The sequence below is a fragment of the Algibacter marinivivus genome (assembly GCF_003143755.1).
Classification (GTDB): Bacteria; Bacteroidota; Bacteroidia; order Flavobacteriales; family Flavobacteriaceae; genus Algibacter_B; species Algibacter_B marinivivus.
Window position 1 is genome coordinate 192245 of record NZ_QFRI01000003.1, and the last position, 18761, is coordinate 211005.

The following is an 18761-nucleotide window of genomic DNA, read 5'->3' on the forward strand; positions in this document are numbered from 1 at the left end:
ATGATTATAGTAGCAATTCTTTTTATTGTTCTCGGAATTTTAATAAAATACGGAAAAATGTATTGGTTGGTTGCTGGCTATAATACAATGCCGAAAGAAGAAAAAGAAAAATACAATATAGAGGGAATAGCAAATGTATTTCGAAACGTGATGTTCGGAATGGCTTTAATTATAATTTTTGGATACTTAATTACAAAATTGACTGAGAACCCAAATTTTCAAAATTATGTTTTTTGGACTTCAATAATTATTGGAATACCATACTTACTAATTCAATCGAATTCTAAAAAATATAAAAAGAATTAAGAAAAAACAGATTGAAAAACCTTATAAAAATAATTGCAGTTTTAGGACTAATCAAATGTCGTAAGAAAATTGCAACTATTCTTATACATAAACATTCTCAGTCTCATTTGTAATTTACAGCTCACTAAAAATAAAATCGTAATTTTAAAAAAACATTCGTGCATTAGTGTCAAAACAAAAAAAATCCGCATTACAAGAAAAAAAAGGTGTTTCTATTTCAGAAATTACTAACTCCTCTTCTATTGAATCTATTAAAGATAAGCGTAAAGCAAAAATTGACACAAATGCATTAGTAACATCTATCCTAAAAAAAAACATTACAGCATTAAGTCGAGCTATTACTTTGGTTGAAAGTAAAAACCAAAAACATAAAACTCAAGCCAATGCTATATTAAAAGCTTGTTTACCGCATGCTAACAACTCTATTAGAATTGGCATTACAGGTGTTCCTGGTGTTGGAAAAAGCACTTTTATAGAAGCCTTCGGAAAACACTTAACAGCTATTGGAAAACGTGTTGCTGTCTTAGCTATAGACCCAAGCAGCACTATAACAAAAGGCAGTATTTTAGGCGACAAAACCAGAATGGAAGATTTAGTAAAAGATAAAAATGCGTTTATACGTCCTTCCGCTTCTGGTGAATCTTTAGGTGGTGTAGCGAGAAAAACCAGAGAAACCATTATACTTTGTGAAGCAGCTGGCTTTGATGTGATTATTATAGAAACCGTTGGTGTGGGTCAAAGTGAAACCACCGTACACAGTATGGTCGATTTCTTTTTACTATTGAAATTAGCTGGTGCTGGTGATGAGCTTCAAGGTATAAAACGAGGCATTATAGAAATGGCAGACACTATAGCTATTAACAAAGCTGATGGTGATAACCTAAAAAAAGCTAAACTTGCCAAAGTAGAATTTAATAGAGCGCTTCACCTCTACCCAGAAAAAGAATCGCATTGGCAACCAAAAGTTATGCTTTGTAGCGCACTTAAAAACGAAGGTATAGATGCCATTTGGAACATCATTTTAGAATACGTAAAAACCACTTCTAAAAATAAGTTCTTTAATAATAAGCGAAGTGAACAGAATAAATTTTGGCTTATTCAAACCATAGAAGAACAATTGAAATCGGATTTCTTCAACACACCAAAAATCAAAAAAGCATTAGCAAATCAAATTCAACTTATAGAAAACAACGAAACATCTCCTTTTGCAGCAGCTGATTATCTCTTAAATCTCAGCAGGTAAAAAACGCTTCAAAGCGTATTTAGCTATTTTATAAAACATAAATCCAGACATAGCTCCAAAGGTCATTCCACATAAAATATCTATAGGGTAATGTACACCAACATATATTCTACTATAAGCCACAACAGCACTCCAAAATAATAAAACAAAAATCAAATTCTTATAGTATGGCTTCAACAACAGTCCTGTTAAAACTGCTGCAGCCATAGAATTAGATGAATGCCCTGAAAAGAAACCATATTTACCACAACGTACAGCAATAAAACGAATCTGTTCTTCTAACTCATCTACACCACAAGGTCTTGAACGCATAAAACCACGTTTAAAAACGTTTGTTATTTGATCGGTAAAAGTTATCATTAAAGCTATTACGACTACAAAAATTAACATAGATTTTAATCCATAGTGCTTATAAAGCAAAAACAGTAAAACAGCATACAAAGGAATAAATGTTAGTTTATCAGTAATAACCAACCACAAACCATCCCAAGTTGTTGACCCTAGATTATTCAATAATATGAAAAGTTCAGTATCGTATTGTAAAAGCTGATCAATCATTTATTAGGAATTAATTTTACTCATCATATTTAGCTACCTCAGCATCATAAAATGCAGTGGCTTCACTAATAGCAGTCTCCGTTTCTGCCTCTAATTCTTTTTGATCTTCAGCATCAAAATCTTCAAACCATTCAACCTCATCATTTTCAAGATTAATTATAAACCTCGGAAACTCCGTATGAATCACGTAAATCGCATTTGGAAATTCTGTATTATCACCTAATATAAATTTTGGAAGACTCATAAAGTAAGTTATTTATTGTTTGACAAAATTAACCTTTTAGTTAAATAATTAAACCTTATGTATAATAAAATTGCAGCTGTAGTTAAACCTGCTAGAAGTCCAAGCCAAATACCAAAACTTCCGTATGCATCTTCTTTACCTAAAAACCAACTAATTGGAAAACCAACTAACCAATAAGAAATAAATGTAATTATAGTTGGTATTTTAACATCTTGTAAACCCCGTAAAGCTCCTAAAACAACAACTTGTATACTATCACTAATTTGAAAAATAGCAGCTGCAAGTAATAGTTTTGAAGCGATACCAACCACTTCCATATTATCAATTAAGTTTACTGCATCATCATAATCTACATATATTTTTGGCAATTGGTTGTGAAAGAAAAAGAAAATTAAAGCAAACCCAGTAGCTAATAATGTGCCCATTAAAAATAATGAAAACGCAATTCGTCGCAATTCAAAATACGCTTTCAATCCCTTTTGGTTTCCCACACGTATCATAGCAGCAACACTTAAACCCATAGCCACCATAAACGTCATAGAACTTAAATTTAATGCTATTTGATTTGCAGCTTGAGGGTTTTTACCTAACAATCCGCTAAGCCATATAGCAGCAGTAAATATGGCTACCTCAAAAAACATTTGCATCGCACTAGGTGCTCCTAAATTGATAATCTTATTCAACATAAACTTATCAAGCACAAAAAACTTAATATTTGTAACAAAGGCTTTAGACTTTTCTTTTCCTTTTAACAAAAACCATAAATACCAAACCATTACAAGTCTTGAAACCAATGTTCCATAAGCAGCTCCAACAATACCTAATTCTGGAAAACCAAATTTTCCAAAAATTAAAATGTAGTTTAAAATGATGTTTATGATATTTGCCAGAAGCGTAGCATACATAGGATATTTGGTCATTGATAAACCATCACTAAATTGCTTAAAACCTTGAAAAACAATTAACGGAATTAAAGAAAACGCAACTAAATCTAGATACGGAATAGCCAACTCAACAACCTCAACAGGTTGTTTCATAAAATACATTAAAGGTTTAGCAAAAAACACAAGTAAAAACAAAAGTACCCCTAAAACAGTACATAAAAACAAACCATGCTTAAATGACGATTTTCCTTTAATAAAATCTTGAGCTGAATCAGCTTCAGCAATTAAAGGCGTTATAGCTGTTGAAAAACCTATCCCTAAAGACATGGCTATAAACATAAAGCTATTCCCCAAGGAAACAGCAGCTAATTCTGCGGTTCCTAATTGCCCTACCATAATATTATCAATAAAACTTACAAAGGTGTGTCCGAGCATGCCTAACATAACCGGAGCTGCTAATTGCCAGTTGTATTTAAATTCCTTTGTATAATTTGATAATTGCATTAAGCAAAAGTAAACTTTAGCTATTACTTTTTAGAAATTTGATAATTATCTTTTCATAAAAAAATCAAATTAACAAATGTTAATATATCTAACTTTTTGTAGGTATTTATTGCTATTTATTTTATAAATTTGCATCGCCTTAAATCGTTCTCACTAAAACTAGAAATAGCACTGTAGAAACATTTAGCTTTTTATAGGGATAAATAAACAAGTGCTGAGGTTTCTAAACGAAAAGGAGGAAAATATTTTCCTCCTTTTCTAATTAAATATAAATAAAATCTATTATTTATAAAATGTTAGATTCTTTCCTGCTTGAGATATTTTAAAATTATACTCTTTTAATTTTGTATTGATAGTTTCTGTAACTCCATTGGCATAAACCTCATGCAATTCTATAATGCCATACTTAATTTTTGGCAGCCAATTTTTATAATTCTCAGTAAAAACTATTTTTTCAGAGCCTTCTATATCCATTTTCAAAAAATCTATTGAGTTTAAATTATTTAAATTCATTATTTCATCTATTGAATAACCTTTAAACTCCCCATCTTTCTCATTAACTTCTTGCACTTGGAACGCCCATTTTCCTGCATTTTTATTTTTAATTGATAAGTTTGTACTTCTATGCCAAACACCTCCTTGCATAAGTCTAACATTTCTATAATTCAAAGTATTCTTCCGAATCATTTCACAATTTGATTCATCAGGTTCAATAGCAACAATAATAGCTCTCTCAAATTTTTTAGCAAAATATAACACAGAATAACCACAATTAGAACCCGCATCAATTACAGATTTAACAGGAAATTCAATATCCAAATTATGGTCCTCTTCAATAAAAATCTGTTTAAAAATTTTATAATCACTAGTATTTCCTCTTAAATAAATAGGATTATTATAGCCTTTAACCCTTAATTCCGAAAGATCCTTCTTTTTTAATATATCATTTATTAATAATAAAGCGAATTGATTTACACCTAATAAATATATCCACTTAGGAAACCATTTAATCTGATATATCCTCAAGGCTAATTTGTAAATAAATGTTTTATTCAAATCTTTAATTAGCTTTTAACTATTTCTATATTAATTTTTTGATACTTAATTCAGCTTCATGATATTCGTTTACTAAATCCTCGACAATTTCAGAAACAGATTTAATATCGTCAATTAATCCAGAAATTTGTCCTATTTCCAATTCACCTTCCTCTAAATCACCTTCAAACATGCCTCTTTTTGCTCTTGCTCTACCTAAAAGTTCACGAAGCTCCTCAATAGTTGGAGCTTTCTTATACAAATCTTGAACTTGCTTATAAAAATCGTTTTTTATTAATCTAACTGGTGCCAATTCTTTTAAAGTTAATTGAGTATCTCCCTCTTTTGCATTAACAACAGCTGCTTTAAATGCTTCATGCGCAGAGCTTTCTACACTAGCAACAAACCTGCTTCCAATTTGAACACCATCAGCTCCTAAAACCATAGTTGCCAACATTGCTCTACCAGTTGCAATGCCTCCAGCAGCAATTAACGGAATTTTTATTTGCTCTTTAACCATTGGTATCAGAGTTAGTGTAGTTGTTTCATCTCTTCCATTATGTCCACCTGCTTCAAAACCTTCGGCAACTATAGCATCAACACCTGCTTCTTGAGCTTTTAATGCAAATTTTACACTACTTACAACATGCACTACAGTTATATTTCGCTCTTTTAACCATGATGTCCATGTTTTTGGATTTCCAGCAGAAGTGAAAACAATTTTCACACCTTCTTCAACTATAATATCCATAATTTCTTGGATGTTTGGATATAGCATTGGCACATTTACTCCAAAAGGTTTGTCTGTAGCTTTTTTACATTTTTGAATGTGCTCTCTTAATACTTCTGGATACATAGAACCTGCACCAATAAGTCCTAAAATACCCGAATTGCTTGAAGCGGAAGCTAAACGCCATCCACTATTCCAAATCATTCCTGCTTGTATAATTGGATATTTAATATTGAATAAATCAGTTATTCTATTTTCCATGAAATTTTGAAATATATTATGAATTAAGAAATGACACCAGAACCAATAAGCTCATCATTTATGTACCAAGCTACAAATTGACCTTCTGCCATTGCAGACTGAAATTCTTCAAACTCAACATACATACCACTATCAACTTTATGTAATGTAGCTTTTTGTAAAGATTGTCGGTATCTAATTCTTGCCAAAACCTCTAAAGTTTCATCTAGCTCAAGTTTTAAATCCTCTCTAACCCAGTGCAATTCTTCATTAGAGACAAATAAGGCTTTCTTTAAAAGTCCAGGATGTTCTTTTCCTTGGCCAGTATAAATTACATTTTCTTTTACATCTGTATCTATTACAAATAGAGGTTCAACTGTTCCTCCAACACCAAGACCTTTTCTTTGCCCCTTAGTAAAGTAATGAGCACCTTGATGCTTTCCAACAACTTTACCTAAATCTACTTTATAATCTATTTTCCTGGATAAATACTCTAACTTTTCTTCTTCTGAATTAAAATCAGTTTGAATATCATTATAAATATCTTGCTCTTTAGAAACTTCTACAATTACACCTTCTTTAGGTTTTAACTGTTGCTGTAAAAAATCTGGTAGTTTTACTTTACCAATAAAACACAAACCTTGCGAATCTTTTTTCTCTGCAGTTATTAAATCTAATTCTGTTGCTATGTCTCTAACCTCAGGTTTTGTTAATTCTCCTATAGGAAATAATGATTTAGCTAATTGCTCTTGAGACAACTGACATAAAAAATATGATTGATCTTTATTATCATCAACTCCAGCAAGAAGCTGGTAAATCTCTTTACCATCCTTTTTAATAGTTCCTTTTCTACAATAATGACCAGTAGCTACATAATCAGCACCAAGTTCTAATGCAATCTTCATAAAAACATCAAACTTAATTTCTCTATTACAAAGTACATCCGGATTTGGTGTCCTTCCCCTTTCATATTCATTAAACATGTAATCAACAATACGTTCTTTGTATTGCTCACTTAAATCTACAGTTTGAAAAGGAATACCAAGCTTTTCCGCAACAAGCATCGCATCATTACTATCATCCAGCCAAGGGCATTCGTTAGAAATAGTAACAGAATCATCATGCCAGTTTTTCATAAACAGCCCAATAACCTCATAACCCTGCTGTTTAAGTAAATAAGCAGCTACGCTAGAATCAACACCCCCAGAAAGTCCTACAATTACACGTTTCATTACTAAAAAATTAGTGCACAAAGATACATATTATACTACGATTTTTATACAAATAACTATTTCTAAAAAATCGATGAAATACACTTTTGTTTAATTATTTTAAAATTTTATTAAACATTATTTGGAACTTTGTTTAATTATTTTATATTTTTGTTGAACAAAATAAAACCTTACAAAAATGAAAAAATTAAATTCTATGAAAAAATTAGCAGTAATTCTAGTAACATTAGTAGCTTTCACATCATGTAGTAATGATGATGACAACACTACACCAACACCAGATCCTTTAAACATTGTTGAAACAGCTCAATCAGTTGGAGACCTTAGTCTTCTTGTAGATGCTGTAATACAAGCAGGTTTAGTTGATGCTCTATCAGCTCCTGGTAACAGAACAGTATTAGCTCCTACAAATGCAGCATTCACAGCTTTTTTACAAGCTAAAGGTTTTGCATCTCTATCCGATGTACCAAATGATGTTTTAACTCAAATACTTCTAAATCACGTTATTGCTGATGCAAATATTGCTTCAACAGACCTTATTGGTAATACTGGGTATACAAACACTATGGCAGATGGACCAAACGGAACAAAATTAAGTCTTTACTATAATGGAACAAACGGTGTGGTTTTCAATGGAGGAGCTACAGTTTCAATGCCTGATGTAAGTACAGAAAATGGTGTTGTGCATATAGTTAACGAAGTTATTGATCTTCCAACAATAGCTACATTTGCAACAACAAATGATGCATTATCAATCTTAGTTGATGCGTTAGCTTACGCAGATACAGGAAGCCCAACAGTACCTTATATTACTACTGTTTCTGATGGAGAAGCTGGACCTTTTACTGTATTTGCTCCAACAAACGACGCTTTTGTTTCATTGTTAGCAGAATTAGAAGTATCTGCATTAACAGAGATAGAAACTTCAACGGTAGATGCTGTTTTATTAAATCATATTGTGAGTGCTAATGTACAATCAAGTGGATTAGCAAGTGGAGAAGTTGGAACTTTAGGAGGACCTATTACAGCTGATGCAACTGCATTTACTTTAACTGATGGTAATGGAAGAGTTAGCAATATTATTACAAGCTTAGTAGACATTCAAGGAACAAATGGTGTTGTACATGTTATAGATAAAGTAATACTTCCTAACATGCAATAAGAAATTAGTTTGGTTTGTTGATTTGTAGGCAAACATTAGTATTCCCACTAAAAATTGTCTATGAAAAAGGGCGCCTTAAGAAATTAAGGCGTTTTTTTTATGTATTTAGGTTTATATGTGAAGTCTTTTTGGTTTATTAATTCTCCATCTTCGTAATATTTCCAAACACCATCTTTCTTTCCTCTTTTATATTGCCCCTCAGAAAGTAATTCTCCTTTAGGATTATAAAATTTTGCTAAACCATGTAATTCGCCATTTTCATAAATATACGTTTTAAGAACCACATTTTTTTCTGATAACCAACATGACTCTCCATGTAATTTACCATTAACATAGTTTTGCTTTTCAGCTATTTGTCCGCTAGGGTAATACACTAATCGCTCTCCTACCAACTGCCCTTCATCATTATAATTTTCTAGGGTTAAGAGTTTATCTGAGTTTTTTTGATAGTATTTCCAAGTACCAATATATGTTTTACCATTCATTTCACCTTCGCTTATAACACGCCCATTTGAAGCTAAAAATTTAACCTCTACAATATTGTTATTTTCATTAAACAATTTAGTTGCAGATAAAATAGCTTTTTTCTTATAAGCCTTATAAAATTTAAATAAGCCTATTTCTTTCCCATGAGAAAACTGGCCTTCATATCTTAGAATATCAGTATCTTCAAAATTCTTTTTCCAAACCCCATGACGCTTTCCATTAGCATCAAACTGATTTATACTTTGAGCAATCAAAACATTACTGAACAGCAATAAAAATAGAATACTATAAAACCTTTTCATTTTTAAAAATTTAATAATAATGAATTCATAAATCTTACGATTTCCTGGAAATTATACTTAGGTAACGAATAAACTATAAATTTGTTATAGCAAAAAAGCTGCCAAAATATGTATTGACAGCTTTTGTTTTTTTATAATAACCTTTCGTCTGTGCTCAAGGTGACAAAAGTATTTATTTGCGTTTTTGTTGCGCTTGTTTTTGTTTTTCAGCTTGCTCCATCATTTCAGCCATTTTCTTCTGAAAACGATTTTGTTTTTTAGGCTGTTTCTTCTTCTCTTGAATCTGAGCATGAATTTTATCTTCGTCAAGAATAAAGTTTTTTATAACTAATATAATTCCGATACTAATGACATTAGATATAAAATAGTACAAACTCAAACCTGAAGCATAGTTATTAAAGAAAAACAACATCATTATAGGAGAGAAATACATCATATATTTCATCATTTTCGCCATATCTGGCATACCTTCTTGCTGAGGTTGAGATTGCATATTCTGTCCTGTAGTTAAACGCATGTAAAAGAAAATAGCAATAGACGCTAATATTGGAAATAAACTCACATGGTTTCCATAAAAAGGAATATTAAACGGTAAGTTCGCAATAACATCATAAGAAGATAAATCATCAACCCAAAGGAAAGATTTCTGTCTTAAATCAAACGCAGAAGGGAAAAACTGAAACAACGCATAAAATACGGGCAACTGAATTAAAGCTGGTAAGCATCCTGCCATTGGGCTTGCTCCTGCTTTAGTTTGCAACGCCATGGTTTCTTGTTGCGCTTTCATTTTATTGTTCTTATGCTTTTCTCTAATAGCATCAAGCTCTGGCTTTAAAATTTTCATTTTAGCCTGAGATAAAAACTGCTTATACTGCACAAATGATAATAATATTTTTACTAAAATTGTCATTACTACAATAGCAATTCCGTAAGGCATAAAACCGCCTAAGAAACCAAACAATGGCATAAAGATGTATCGGTTTATCCAACCAAATAATCCCCAACCAAATGGTACTAATTCATCTAAATTTCTATCGTATTTATTAAGTACTTTAAAATCACTTGGTCCATAATACCAATCCATAGATTGATTGATTTCTCCACCTTGCAATTCTAAAGGTATTGTAGTTGCAAAACTTTTAGTGTAAACTGTATCTACAGTTTCTTCTTTTACTAAGTTTTCAGTTTTAACCTTTACATTTTTAAAACGTGAGTCTGTTAATAATGCAGACGAAAAGAAATGCTGCTTATAACCAATCCAAGCTACATCTTCAATATCATCTTCACCATCTCTTGTGTAATCTGCTTTTCCGCCTTCATAATCGTAATGGATATCAGTATATCTGTTTTCATAAGAAATACTTTTTGCATGACGATACCCTTTCAATTTCCAATCTAAATTAATGGCTTGAGAACTATTAATCACATTACTCAATCCTTGAGAACGGATAGCAAAATCAATCATATAATCATTTTGCTTCAACTCATAACGGTATTCTAAAAATTGACTTTCAGATACCTTAAGCTTCATAGAAACTACAGTAACATCTCCATTTTTAGTAACCTGAGGAACAAATGGCAAATCTTTAGTGTTTAATATTCTACTATCATTTGTTCCGAAGTTAATATTAAAAGATGCGTTGTTATCTTTTATTAAATAGATAGGAATAGAATCATAATCTACAAATTGCTTTAAACGTACTTCTGAAAGATAGCCTCCTTTATTATTAAAAGTAAGTGCTAATAAATCGCTTTCAACAACCGTTTCTTTATCTGAAGATTGCATCGCTGAATATGCAAATGCTCCCAATTTATTTTTTAACTGAATGACTTGAAGTGAATCTGCTCCAGAACCGATAGCATAATCTTCAGCTGTAGTTACTAAAGTTTCCTCTTGAGCTTTCGCTTTTTGTTCTGCTTCAACTTGTTCTTGCTTTGCTTTTTCTTGAGCTTCTAATTCCTCTGGCGAAGGCTGGTTTTGCCAAAGCATATATGCTAAAATTCCAAAGATAAGTACAAAACCTATAATCGAATTTAAGTCTAATTTTTTTTCTTCCATCTAGTTTTAGTTGGTGTCATTCTGAATATCATGAAGCATCTTTTTTAGAGATATTTCGACTGTGCTCATTATGACAAATGTTATTTGTTATAAAGTTTATTGAATAATCAAAAAACTATCCAATTTTATTTTTATGCCATAGTGGCATTGTTTTTCTTTTTCTTATGGTTTAATGATGCTTTTACAAAAGCTACAAAAAGCGGATGCGGATTTGCTACTGTACTTTTATATTCAGGGTGATACTGCACACCTACAAACCAAGGGTGTTCTGGAATTTCAACAATCTCAACTAAACCAGTATCTGGATTTAAACCTGTAGCAATCATGCCTGCAGCCTCAATCTTATCTTTGTACTCTCCATTAAATTCATAACGGTGTCTGTGGCGCTCAGTAATACTTTCAGCTTTATAAATATCTCTTACAGCACTTCCCATTTTCAAATCGCAAGCCCATGCTCCTAAACGCATAGTGCCTCCTTTATCTGTAATATTCTTTTGGTCTTCCATTAAACCAATTACAGGGTTAGTTGTACTTGCATTCATTTCAGTAGATGCCGCATCATTAATTCCTAAAACATTTCTAGAAAACTCAATAACTGCCATTTGCATTCCTAAACAAATGCCTAAAAAAGGCACATTATTTTCTCTTACATATTGCACAGCATCAATTTTTCCATCAATACCACGCTCTCCAAAACCAGGTGCTACTAAAACACCATCAAGATGCGCTAATTTTAGTTTAGCATTGTCACTGTTTATATATTCTGAGTGTACAGACTCTACATTAACTTTTACTTCATTTTCCGCTCCAGCGTGTATAAAAGCTTCTAAAATAGACTTATAAGAATCTTGAAGTTCTACATACTTTCCAATTAAACCAATAGTAACTTCTGTTTTTGGGTTTTTATGACGATGTACAAATTGATTCCATTGTGTGATGTCTGGTATTGAACTATCTAAATTTAGTTTCTCAAGAACCACCTTATCCAAGCCTTCCTCTAGCATTAAATTTGGCACATCATATATTGTAGATGCATCAATAGATTGTATAACAGCATCCTCTTTTACGTTACAAAATAAAGCTAGTTTTCTACGTAAATCTTTTGGCAAGTTACGCTCGGTTCTACAAACCAAAATATCTGCTTGTACACCACTTTCCATGAGTGTTTTTACACTGTGCTGTGTAGGTTTTGTTTTTAACTCGCCTGCAGCAGATAAATAAGGTACTAAGGTTAAGTGAATAACTATACCGTTATTTTCTCCTAAATCCCAACGCAATTGACGTACAGCTTCAATATAAGGTAAGGATTCAATATCACCAACTGTTCCTCCAATTTCAGTAATAACAATATCATAATCTCCAGATTTGCCTAAAATCTGAACACGCTCTTTTATTTCGTCTGTAATATGTGGAACAACCTGAACTGTTTTTCCTAAAAACTCTCCACGACGTTCTTTTTGAATAACGCTTTGATAAATTCTACCCGTAGTAACATTATTAGCTTGACTTGTTGGTGTGTTTAAAAAACGCTCGTAATGCCCTAAATCCAAATCTGTTTCAGCGCCATCTTCTGTTACATAACATTCGCCATGTTCATAAGGATTTAACGTTCCAGGATCTACATTAATGTATGGATCTAATTTTTGAATAGTAACTCTATAACCTTGTGCCTGAAGTAATTTAGCCAAAGATGCTGCAATAATTCCTTTTCCTAAGGAAGATGTAACACCACCGGTTACAAAGATGTATTTTGTTGTAGTTGTCATGTTGCGCTTATAAACGCAGGCAAATTTACAAAATTAAAATAGTTATTTTGGTGGGACTTGTTAACAATTTTCCAATTCATTTAATCCTACAAAATACTTGAATTCGTAAAAAAATTCTACTAAATTCGCTAACGGCTGATATAAGTCATTAAAACGACGTCATATCATCTAAGTTGTAACATATTTGACCAAATCAAGAAAATGCAGGAATTCAGAAATTGGAAAGAGCTTATCAACCAAGTTTTAATTGACAGTGGCCAATTTGAAAACTCAACTTCTGAATTGATAAATCAAACCGAAATCGAAACATTTAAATCGACTGACCAAAACTCTCTGACTGAAATTAGAGTTGGATATTTAGAAGAAGACCTTTTAATCTACTTACAAGTCTTCAATCCAAAAATTGTCGGATATAATAAGTTTGTTGAAGGAGATTATTTTCGCCAACACGATTTTAATGAAAATGGAAAGAGTTATGGAAATCCTGGTTTGGAATTTATAGATTTTAACAAAAATAGAGTTATTACTATTTTAAAAAATGGTTTAGCTGGAACAGAAATACAGTATGTTTTGAATGGAAAAATATTAAAATCCATTGTTGATACTTATGACGAATCTCAATATATATGTAGGTATGATTTTACTAATAGAAACTTTTTCCAAAAATTATTCTCAAAAAGCATTGAAAAAACGGAAGGAATTGAAAAACGGGAAATTAAATTGAATGAAATTTTTGGTGGAATATAAAAAACGTATTACAACAATGTATAATCGCAATTACGGCGGATTCGACTACGTCCGAATCCACTCGGAATTACTAAGGCTAGTGCTGAACCTAAAATAATCGCTAATTTAACCCGTAACTGACGGTTATACGAGACCGTTAGCAAAAACCAATCCTAAACCTCCAAAATCTCCTCTTCCTCTTTCTGGAATACATAGGTTAAAAACCACATGATGGTAAAGGTTGGAATAATATCAAAACCTGGAATAATCTCTTCTATAAAAGACACTACACCAGCAATTTTACCTTTAGTACCTTTATACATTTTACTCATTATATAACCAGATGCTGGCGCCCAAATAATATCGAAGATGGTGAGCATACCAATAGCATCAAACACAAGGCTTAATCCTAGTTTTTTATATTTACTTAAGTTTTCTAAATTCATTGTTATTGTTTTACTAAAAATATAACAAGAAACATACCAAATTTATTTCCCTATAAGCTTTAAAAATTCGTTTCTAGTTTCAATTTTTTCAAACTGCCCTCTAAACCCAGACGTGGTTGTAATTGAGTTTTGCTTTTGTACACCACGCATCATCATACACATATGCGATGCTTCAATAACAACAGCAACACCTTGAGGTTTTAAAGTATCATTTATACAATCTAACACTTGTTCTGTTAAGCGCTCTTGCACTTGTAGTCGTCTTGCAAAAACATCAACAATTCTTGGTAATTTACTCAATCCAACAATTTGTCCATTAGGGATATAAGCAATATGTGCCTTTCCGAAAAATGGCAAAATATGATGCTCACAAAGTGAATACAACTCAATATCTTTTACAATAACCATTTCGTTATAAGACTCCTTAAACATGGCGCCTTTAAGAATTTCAACAGGATCTTGATCATAGCCTTGTGTTAAAAATTGCATTGCTTTGGCTGCACGTTCTGGTGTTTTTATAAGGCCATCCCGTTTTGTATCCTCGCCTAAATCTTTAATGATGTTTTTATATCTGTCTTTAACATCATCAGTTACTTTCATATTGTACTCTTCAAAACTCTTATATGGCATAGTAATTTTTAATTTTAAATTAAAGGTAATTAAAAAAACATATCGAAAATTGATTATTTAATAAACTCATGAAAATTTTTAACTTTTTATTGTGAATAATAAAAGATAACAAATTTAGTTTTGTTATTGTTAAGTGACTAATAACAAGCATACTTTCATCATCAATCAAATCCAAATTATGAGGCAATCAACCTTCTTAATCTTTTTCTTGTGCATTATTATGCAACTAGAAGCACAAACCAAAAAAACGTATCAAATAACTAGAACTCAAACGCCTCCAACTATAGATGGAGTTCTTAATGAAAGTACTTGGGATAATTTACAGATAGCTACAGATTTTATTCAATTTAGACCAGATGTTGGTAAATCGCCAGTTAAAGAAAAACGATCTGAAGTAAAAATGTGTTATGATAATAATGCTATTTATATTTCTGCATATTTATACGATAATCCAGAAGATATCATGCGGCAATTTACACAGCGTGACAATTTTGGACAGTCAGATTTTTTTGGAATAATATTCAACCCCAATAATGATGCTCAAAACAACACTGAGTTTTTCGTGTTTAGCTCTGGAACCCAAGCTGATGCTGTTGAAAGCCCTAGCAATGGTGAGGATTTTGGATGGAATGCTGTTTGGGAAAGTGCGGTTAAACTTGTTGATGATGGTTGGATTGTTGAAGTAAAAATACCTTATAGAGCATTACGTTTTACACAACAAGAAGACCCAACTTGGGGTATTCAATTCCATAGACATTTTAGACAAACAAGAGCGCAATACACATGGAATGCCATTGATGTTACTAAAGGGAACTTTGGTTTATACAATGCAGAATTAAAAGGTTTGGAAAACATTGTTCCGCCAACACGCCTGAGTTTTTATCCTTATGCATCAGGTTTAGTAAGTACATTTGACGGTGAAACTGACACTGATTTTGCAGCAGGTTTAGATGTTAAATATGGCATTACAGAAAACATCACTTTAGATGCTACACTAGTTCCTGATTTTAGTCAAGCTGGATTTGATAATGTTGAATTGAATCTTGGTCCTTTTGAACAGCAATTTGCAGAACAACGTCAGTTTTTTACAGAAGGGGTAGATTTATTTAACAAAGGGCGTCTTTTTTATTCAAGACGTATTGGTGATAATCCTTCAGTAACCCCAGAAGTAGATGATGATGAAGAAATTATTGATTACCCAGACAAAGTACAAATGATTAACGCCGTAAAAATATCTGGCAGAACAAAAAAAGGCTTGGGTATTGGTTTCTTTAATGCCATTACTGAAAAAACATCAACAACTATTGAAAAAACTGAAATAATAAACGAAAATACACCCAACGAAGAAACTGTAAAATCTAGAAGAAAAGAAGTTGTAGAGCCACTTGCAAACTATAATATTATGGTTTTAGACCAACAGTTTAATAAAAATTCGTCTGTCACTTTAATAAATACAAATGTTACTAGAAATGGTGATTTTAAGGATGCAAATGTTACAGGTTTATTATTAGATTTAATAAACAAAAAAAACACCTACGGCGCTATAGGTGAAGTAAAAATGAGCACGTTTAATGATGTTGCTGACAAAGAAAATGGCTATAGTGCCAGAATTGGAGCAGGGAAAAATAGCGGCAAATTTAGATATACTGTTTTATATGATTATGCTGATGAAAATTTTGATATTAATGACTTAGGAATACAGTTTAGAAATAACTTTAGCAATTTTGGTGCAGAAATGAGTTATAGAATTTTTGAACCAACTGAAAAACTAAATAGTTACCGTTTTAATGCTTGGTTTAATTACAACCATTTGGCAAACCCCAATACCTTTACAGGAACGCATTTGGGCCTAAATTTTAATGCAACTAATAAAAAATTACATTCTTTTGGAATAAATGGTAATTGGAATATTGGTAAACGCTTTGATTATTTTGAACCAAGAAACGGCTTTGATAGTTATTTTATAACAAAAAACTATGCACAAACAAATCTTTGGATTTCATCTAACTACAATAACTTTTTTGCCATAAATGCAAATGTAGGATATGGTTGTTTCTTTGATGAGGAACGAGATAATTTCAATAATTATTGGTATGCCGTTAGGCCTCGTTTTAAATTTAACGACAAATTATTAGTTGTTATAGGTTATGAATATGATGATTATACTGCTGATAGAGGTTATATTAATGGGCAAGATGTTGATGGTGAAATTATTTTTGGTCAACGAGAGCGTATTGAAACAGAAGTAAGTATTTCAGGAAGTTACAACTTCAATCCTTTTAATGCTCTTACCTTAAGTTTTAGGAATTATTTGAGTCGCGTAACTTATGATGACCAAGTTTATAACTTACAAGATGATGGAACGCTATTAGTCTCTAACACAAATACAAAAACTACCATTGGAACAGATTCTGATTTTAATCCTGATGCTAATTTTAACACTTGGAATCTAGATTTTAGCTACACATGGCAATTTGCTCCAGGTAGCCAACTTACTGCCTTATATAGAAATCAGATTTTTAACTTTTCAAATAATTCTCAAGACGGCTTTTTTGATAGTTTGGATAATTTATTTGACCAAGAAAAAAGAAATACATTTTCATTAAGACTTGTTTATTTTATTGATTACAATGATGTTAAAAATGTATTTAGCAACAAAAACAGCTCTTAATTGTGCATCACATTTTAAAGTAGTAAATTCACATCTGTTATTTTTTATAAATGATTCAAGCAAAAAATATTCATAAGTATTACGGCGATTTACAAGTTTTAAAAGGTGTAGATATCCAAATTAATAAAGGAGAAATAGTCTCCATTGTAGGTGCTTCTGGTGCTGGAAAAACAACTTTGCTTCATATTTTAGGTACACTTGATAAAGCTACATCCAAAGATAATTCTGAGTTAATTATAAATAATACCAATATAAACACTCTTAAAGACAAAGCTTTAGCTAAGTTTAGAAATGAGCATCTTGGTTTCATTTTTCAGTTTCATCAGTTATTACCTGAGTTTACAGCTATAGAAAATGTTTGTTTACCTGCTTTTATAAAAGGTACCAAAAAAACTGATGCCGGAACTCGTGCTAAAGAACTTTTAGATTTTTTAGGGTTATCTCATCGCTACGATCATAAACCAAATGAACTTTCTGGAGGAGAACAACAACGCGTAGCTGTTGCTAGAGCCTTAATTAATAATCCAGATTTAATTTTTGCCGATGAACCTTCTGGGAATTTAGATAGTGAATCTGCTGAGAATTTACACAACTTATTCTTTAAACTTAGAGATGAATTTGGTCAAACTTTTGTTATTGTTACACATAATGAAGATTTAGCAAATATGGCTGACAGAAAGCTAACTATGGTTGATGGTTTAATTGTAAATCTGTAAGCTTATTTTGAAAAAAGCTGAACTTAAAGAATTTCTAGACGCTAAAGTTTCTCAATACAACAACCCTAAATTTATAGAAAGCGACCCAATACAAATTCCACATAAATTCAGTAAAAAAGAGGATATTGAAATTGCTGGATTTTTAACTGCTACAATTTCTTGGGGAAACAGAAAGAGTATTATAAACAATGCAAATAGATTAGTAGAATTACTTGACAATTCGCCTTATGATTTTATTATTAATCATAAAGCATCTGATTTAGAAAAACTGCAACCTTTTGTCCATAGAACGTTTAATGGTAATGATTGTATGCAGTTTATAAAATCACTTCAACATATTTACATTAATCATAATGGATTAGAAGCTGTTTTTGAGAAACATGCTGAAAAAGATTCTCTGCAAGAATCTATCTCAAAATTTAAATCTATTTTCTTTGAAATTGAACACTTACATCGGACCCTAAAACATGTGAGCGACCCGTTAAAAAACTCTGCTGCGAAACGTATTAATATGTTTTTACGTTGGATGGTTAGAAATGATAATACTGGTGTTGATTTTGGTATTTGGGAATCAATTTCTCCAAGCCTTCTCTCCTGCCCTTTAGATGTGCATTCTGGTAATGTAGCCAGAAAACTAGGACTATTAAAGCGAAAACAAAATGATGCCAAAGCTTTATTAGAATTAGATACTTCTTTAAGAAAACTAGACGCTAAAGATCCTGTAAAATATGATTTTGCTTTATTTGGATTAGGTGTTTTTGAAGGGTTTTAAAGTCTGCGTTAGGGATAGTAGTGGATAGCCCACAGCCTGATCCCGACCC

18 protein-coding genes are annotated in these 18761 nt (G+C 31.7%); 7 read left to right on the forward strand and 11 right to left on the reverse strand.

The genetic code is table 11. The features are described 5' to 3' along the window. Positions 1-306, forward strand: a complete 306-nt coding sequence (locus tag DIS18_RS12450) for a DUF3784 domain-containing protein (RefSeq protein ID WP_109353409.1) — start codon at positions 1-3, stop codon at positions 304-306. Between the two features lie 166 nt (positions 307-472). Beyond that, positions 473-1549, forward strand: coding sequence for a methylmalonyl Co-A mutase-associated GTPase MeaB (gene meaB, locus DIS18_RS12455; RefSeq protein WP_109353410.1), 1077 nt, complete (start codon positions 473-475; stop codon positions 1547-1549). On the opposite strand, the gene DIS18_RS12460 is transcribed toward meaB, so the two are convergent. The 6 genes from DIS18_RS12460 to mnmA all read right to left on the reverse strand — a co-directional run bounded on the left by DIS18_RS12460 (position 1532) and on the right by mnmA (position 6976). After that, positions 1532-2107, reverse strand: coding sequence for a phosphatase PAP2 family protein (locus DIS18_RS12460; protein ID WP_109353411.1), 576 nt, complete (start codon positions 2105-2107; stop codon positions 1532-1534). The genes meaB and DIS18_RS12460 overlap by 18 nt on opposite strands. Positions 2108-2123: 16 nt before the next feature. Beyond that, entirely contained in the window at positions 2124-2351 is a 228-nt protein-coding gene (locus DIS18_RS12465; RefSeq protein WP_109353412.1) for a hypothetical protein, read from the reverse strand. A gap of 8 nt (positions 2352-2359) precedes the next feature. Beyond that, entirely contained in the window at positions 2360-3739 is a 1380-nt protein-coding gene (locus tag DIS18_RS12470; protein ID WP_109353413.1) for an MATE family efflux transporter, read from the reverse strand. Positions 3740-4021: 282 nt separating this feature from the next. After that, complete coding sequence (locus DIS18_RS12475) at positions 4022-4795, reverse strand: FkbM family methyltransferase (RefSeq protein WP_181364049.1); 774 nt, start codon at positions 4793-4795, stop codon at positions 4022-4024. Positions 4796-4820: 25 nt separating this feature from the next. Next, positions 4821-5765, reverse strand: coding sequence for an NAD(P)H-dependent flavin oxidoreductase (locus tag DIS18_RS12480; protein ID WP_109353415.1), 945 nt, complete (start codon positions 5763-5765; stop codon positions 4821-4823). 23 nt (positions 5766-5788) lie between these two features. Next, positions 5789-6976, reverse strand: coding sequence for a tRNA 2-thiouridine(34) synthase MnmA (gene mnmA, locus DIS18_RS12485; protein ID WP_109353416.1), 1188 nt, complete (start codon positions 6974-6976; stop codon positions 5789-5791). 178 nt (positions 6977-7154) lie between these two features. On the opposite strand from mnmA, the gene DIS18_RS12490 reads away from it, so the two are divergent. Continuing rightward, positions 7155-8138 (forward strand): fasciclin domain-containing protein, encoded by a 984-nt coding sequence (locus DIS18_RS12490; protein ID WP_109353417.1) that lies wholly within the window; start codon positions 7155-7157, stop codon positions 8136-8138. An 83-nt stretch (positions 8139-8221) separates the two neighbouring features. On the opposite strand, the gene DIS18_RS12495 is transcribed toward DIS18_RS12490, so the two are convergent. The 3 genes from DIS18_RS12495 to DIS18_RS12505 form a co-directional block, all read right to left on the reverse strand. Further along, a complete protein-coding gene (locus DIS18_RS12495; protein WP_109353418.1) occupies positions 8222-8926 on the reverse strand; it encodes a toxin-antitoxin system YwqK family antitoxin in 705 nt (234 codons plus the stop codon). A 172-nt stretch (positions 8927-9098) separates the two neighbouring features. Then, positions 9099-10985, reverse strand: a complete 1887-nt coding sequence (gene yidC, locus DIS18_RS12500) for a membrane protein insertase YidC (RefSeq protein WP_109353419.1) — start codon at positions 10983-10985, stop codon at positions 9099-9101. A 131-nt stretch (positions 10986-11116) separates the two neighbouring features. Beyond that, positions 11117-12751, reverse strand: coding sequence for a CTP synthase (locus DIS18_RS12505; RefSeq protein ID WP_109353420.1), 1635 nt, complete (start codon positions 12749-12751; stop codon positions 11117-11119). A 201-nt stretch (positions 12752-12952) separates the two neighbouring features. Between DIS18_RS12505 and DIS18_RS12510 the strand changes: the two genes are divergently transcribed. After that, positions 12953-13498: a hypothetical protein gene (locus DIS18_RS12510; RefSeq protein ID WP_109353421.1), complete on the forward strand. Its 546-nt coding sequence runs from the start codon at positions 12953-12955 to the stop codon at positions 13496-13498. A 152-nt stretch (positions 13499-13650) separates the two neighbouring features. On the opposite strand, the gene DIS18_RS12515 is transcribed toward DIS18_RS12510, so the two are convergent. Continuing rightward, positions 13651-13923, reverse strand: coding sequence for a hypothetical protein (locus DIS18_RS12515; protein WP_109353422.1), 273 nt, complete (start codon positions 13921-13923; stop codon positions 13651-13653). 42 nt (positions 13924-13965) lie between these two features. Further along, positions 13966-14553 (reverse strand): GTP cyclohydrolase I FolE, encoded by a 588-nt coding sequence (gene folE, locus DIS18_RS12520; RefSeq protein WP_109353423.1) that lies wholly within the window; start codon positions 14551-14553, stop codon positions 13966-13968. 178 nt (positions 14554-14731) lie between these two features. Here folE and DIS18_RS12525 point away from each other — a divergent pair, with 178 nt between their 5' ends. Genes DIS18_RS12525 through DIS18_RS12535 form a run of 3 tightly spaced genes read left to right on the forward strand, consistent with a single transcriptional unit; the run spans position 14732 to position 18712 of the window. Further along, complete coding sequence (locus DIS18_RS12525; protein ID WP_109353424.1) at positions 14732-17224, forward strand: DUF5916 domain-containing protein; 2493 nt, start codon at positions 14732-14734, stop codon at positions 17222-17224. A gap of 50 nt (positions 17225-17274) precedes the next feature. Continuing rightward, positions 17275-17940, forward strand: coding sequence for an ABC transporter ATP-binding protein (locus DIS18_RS12530; RefSeq protein ID WP_109353425.1), 666 nt, complete (start codon positions 17275-17277; stop codon positions 17938-17940). Positions 17941-17947: 7 nt separating this feature from the next. Further along, positions 17948-18712, forward strand: coding sequence for a TIGR02757 family protein (locus DIS18_RS12535; protein WP_109353426.1), 765 nt, complete (start codon positions 17948-17950; stop codon positions 18710-18712). Positions 18713-18761 lie beyond the last annotated feature (49 nt).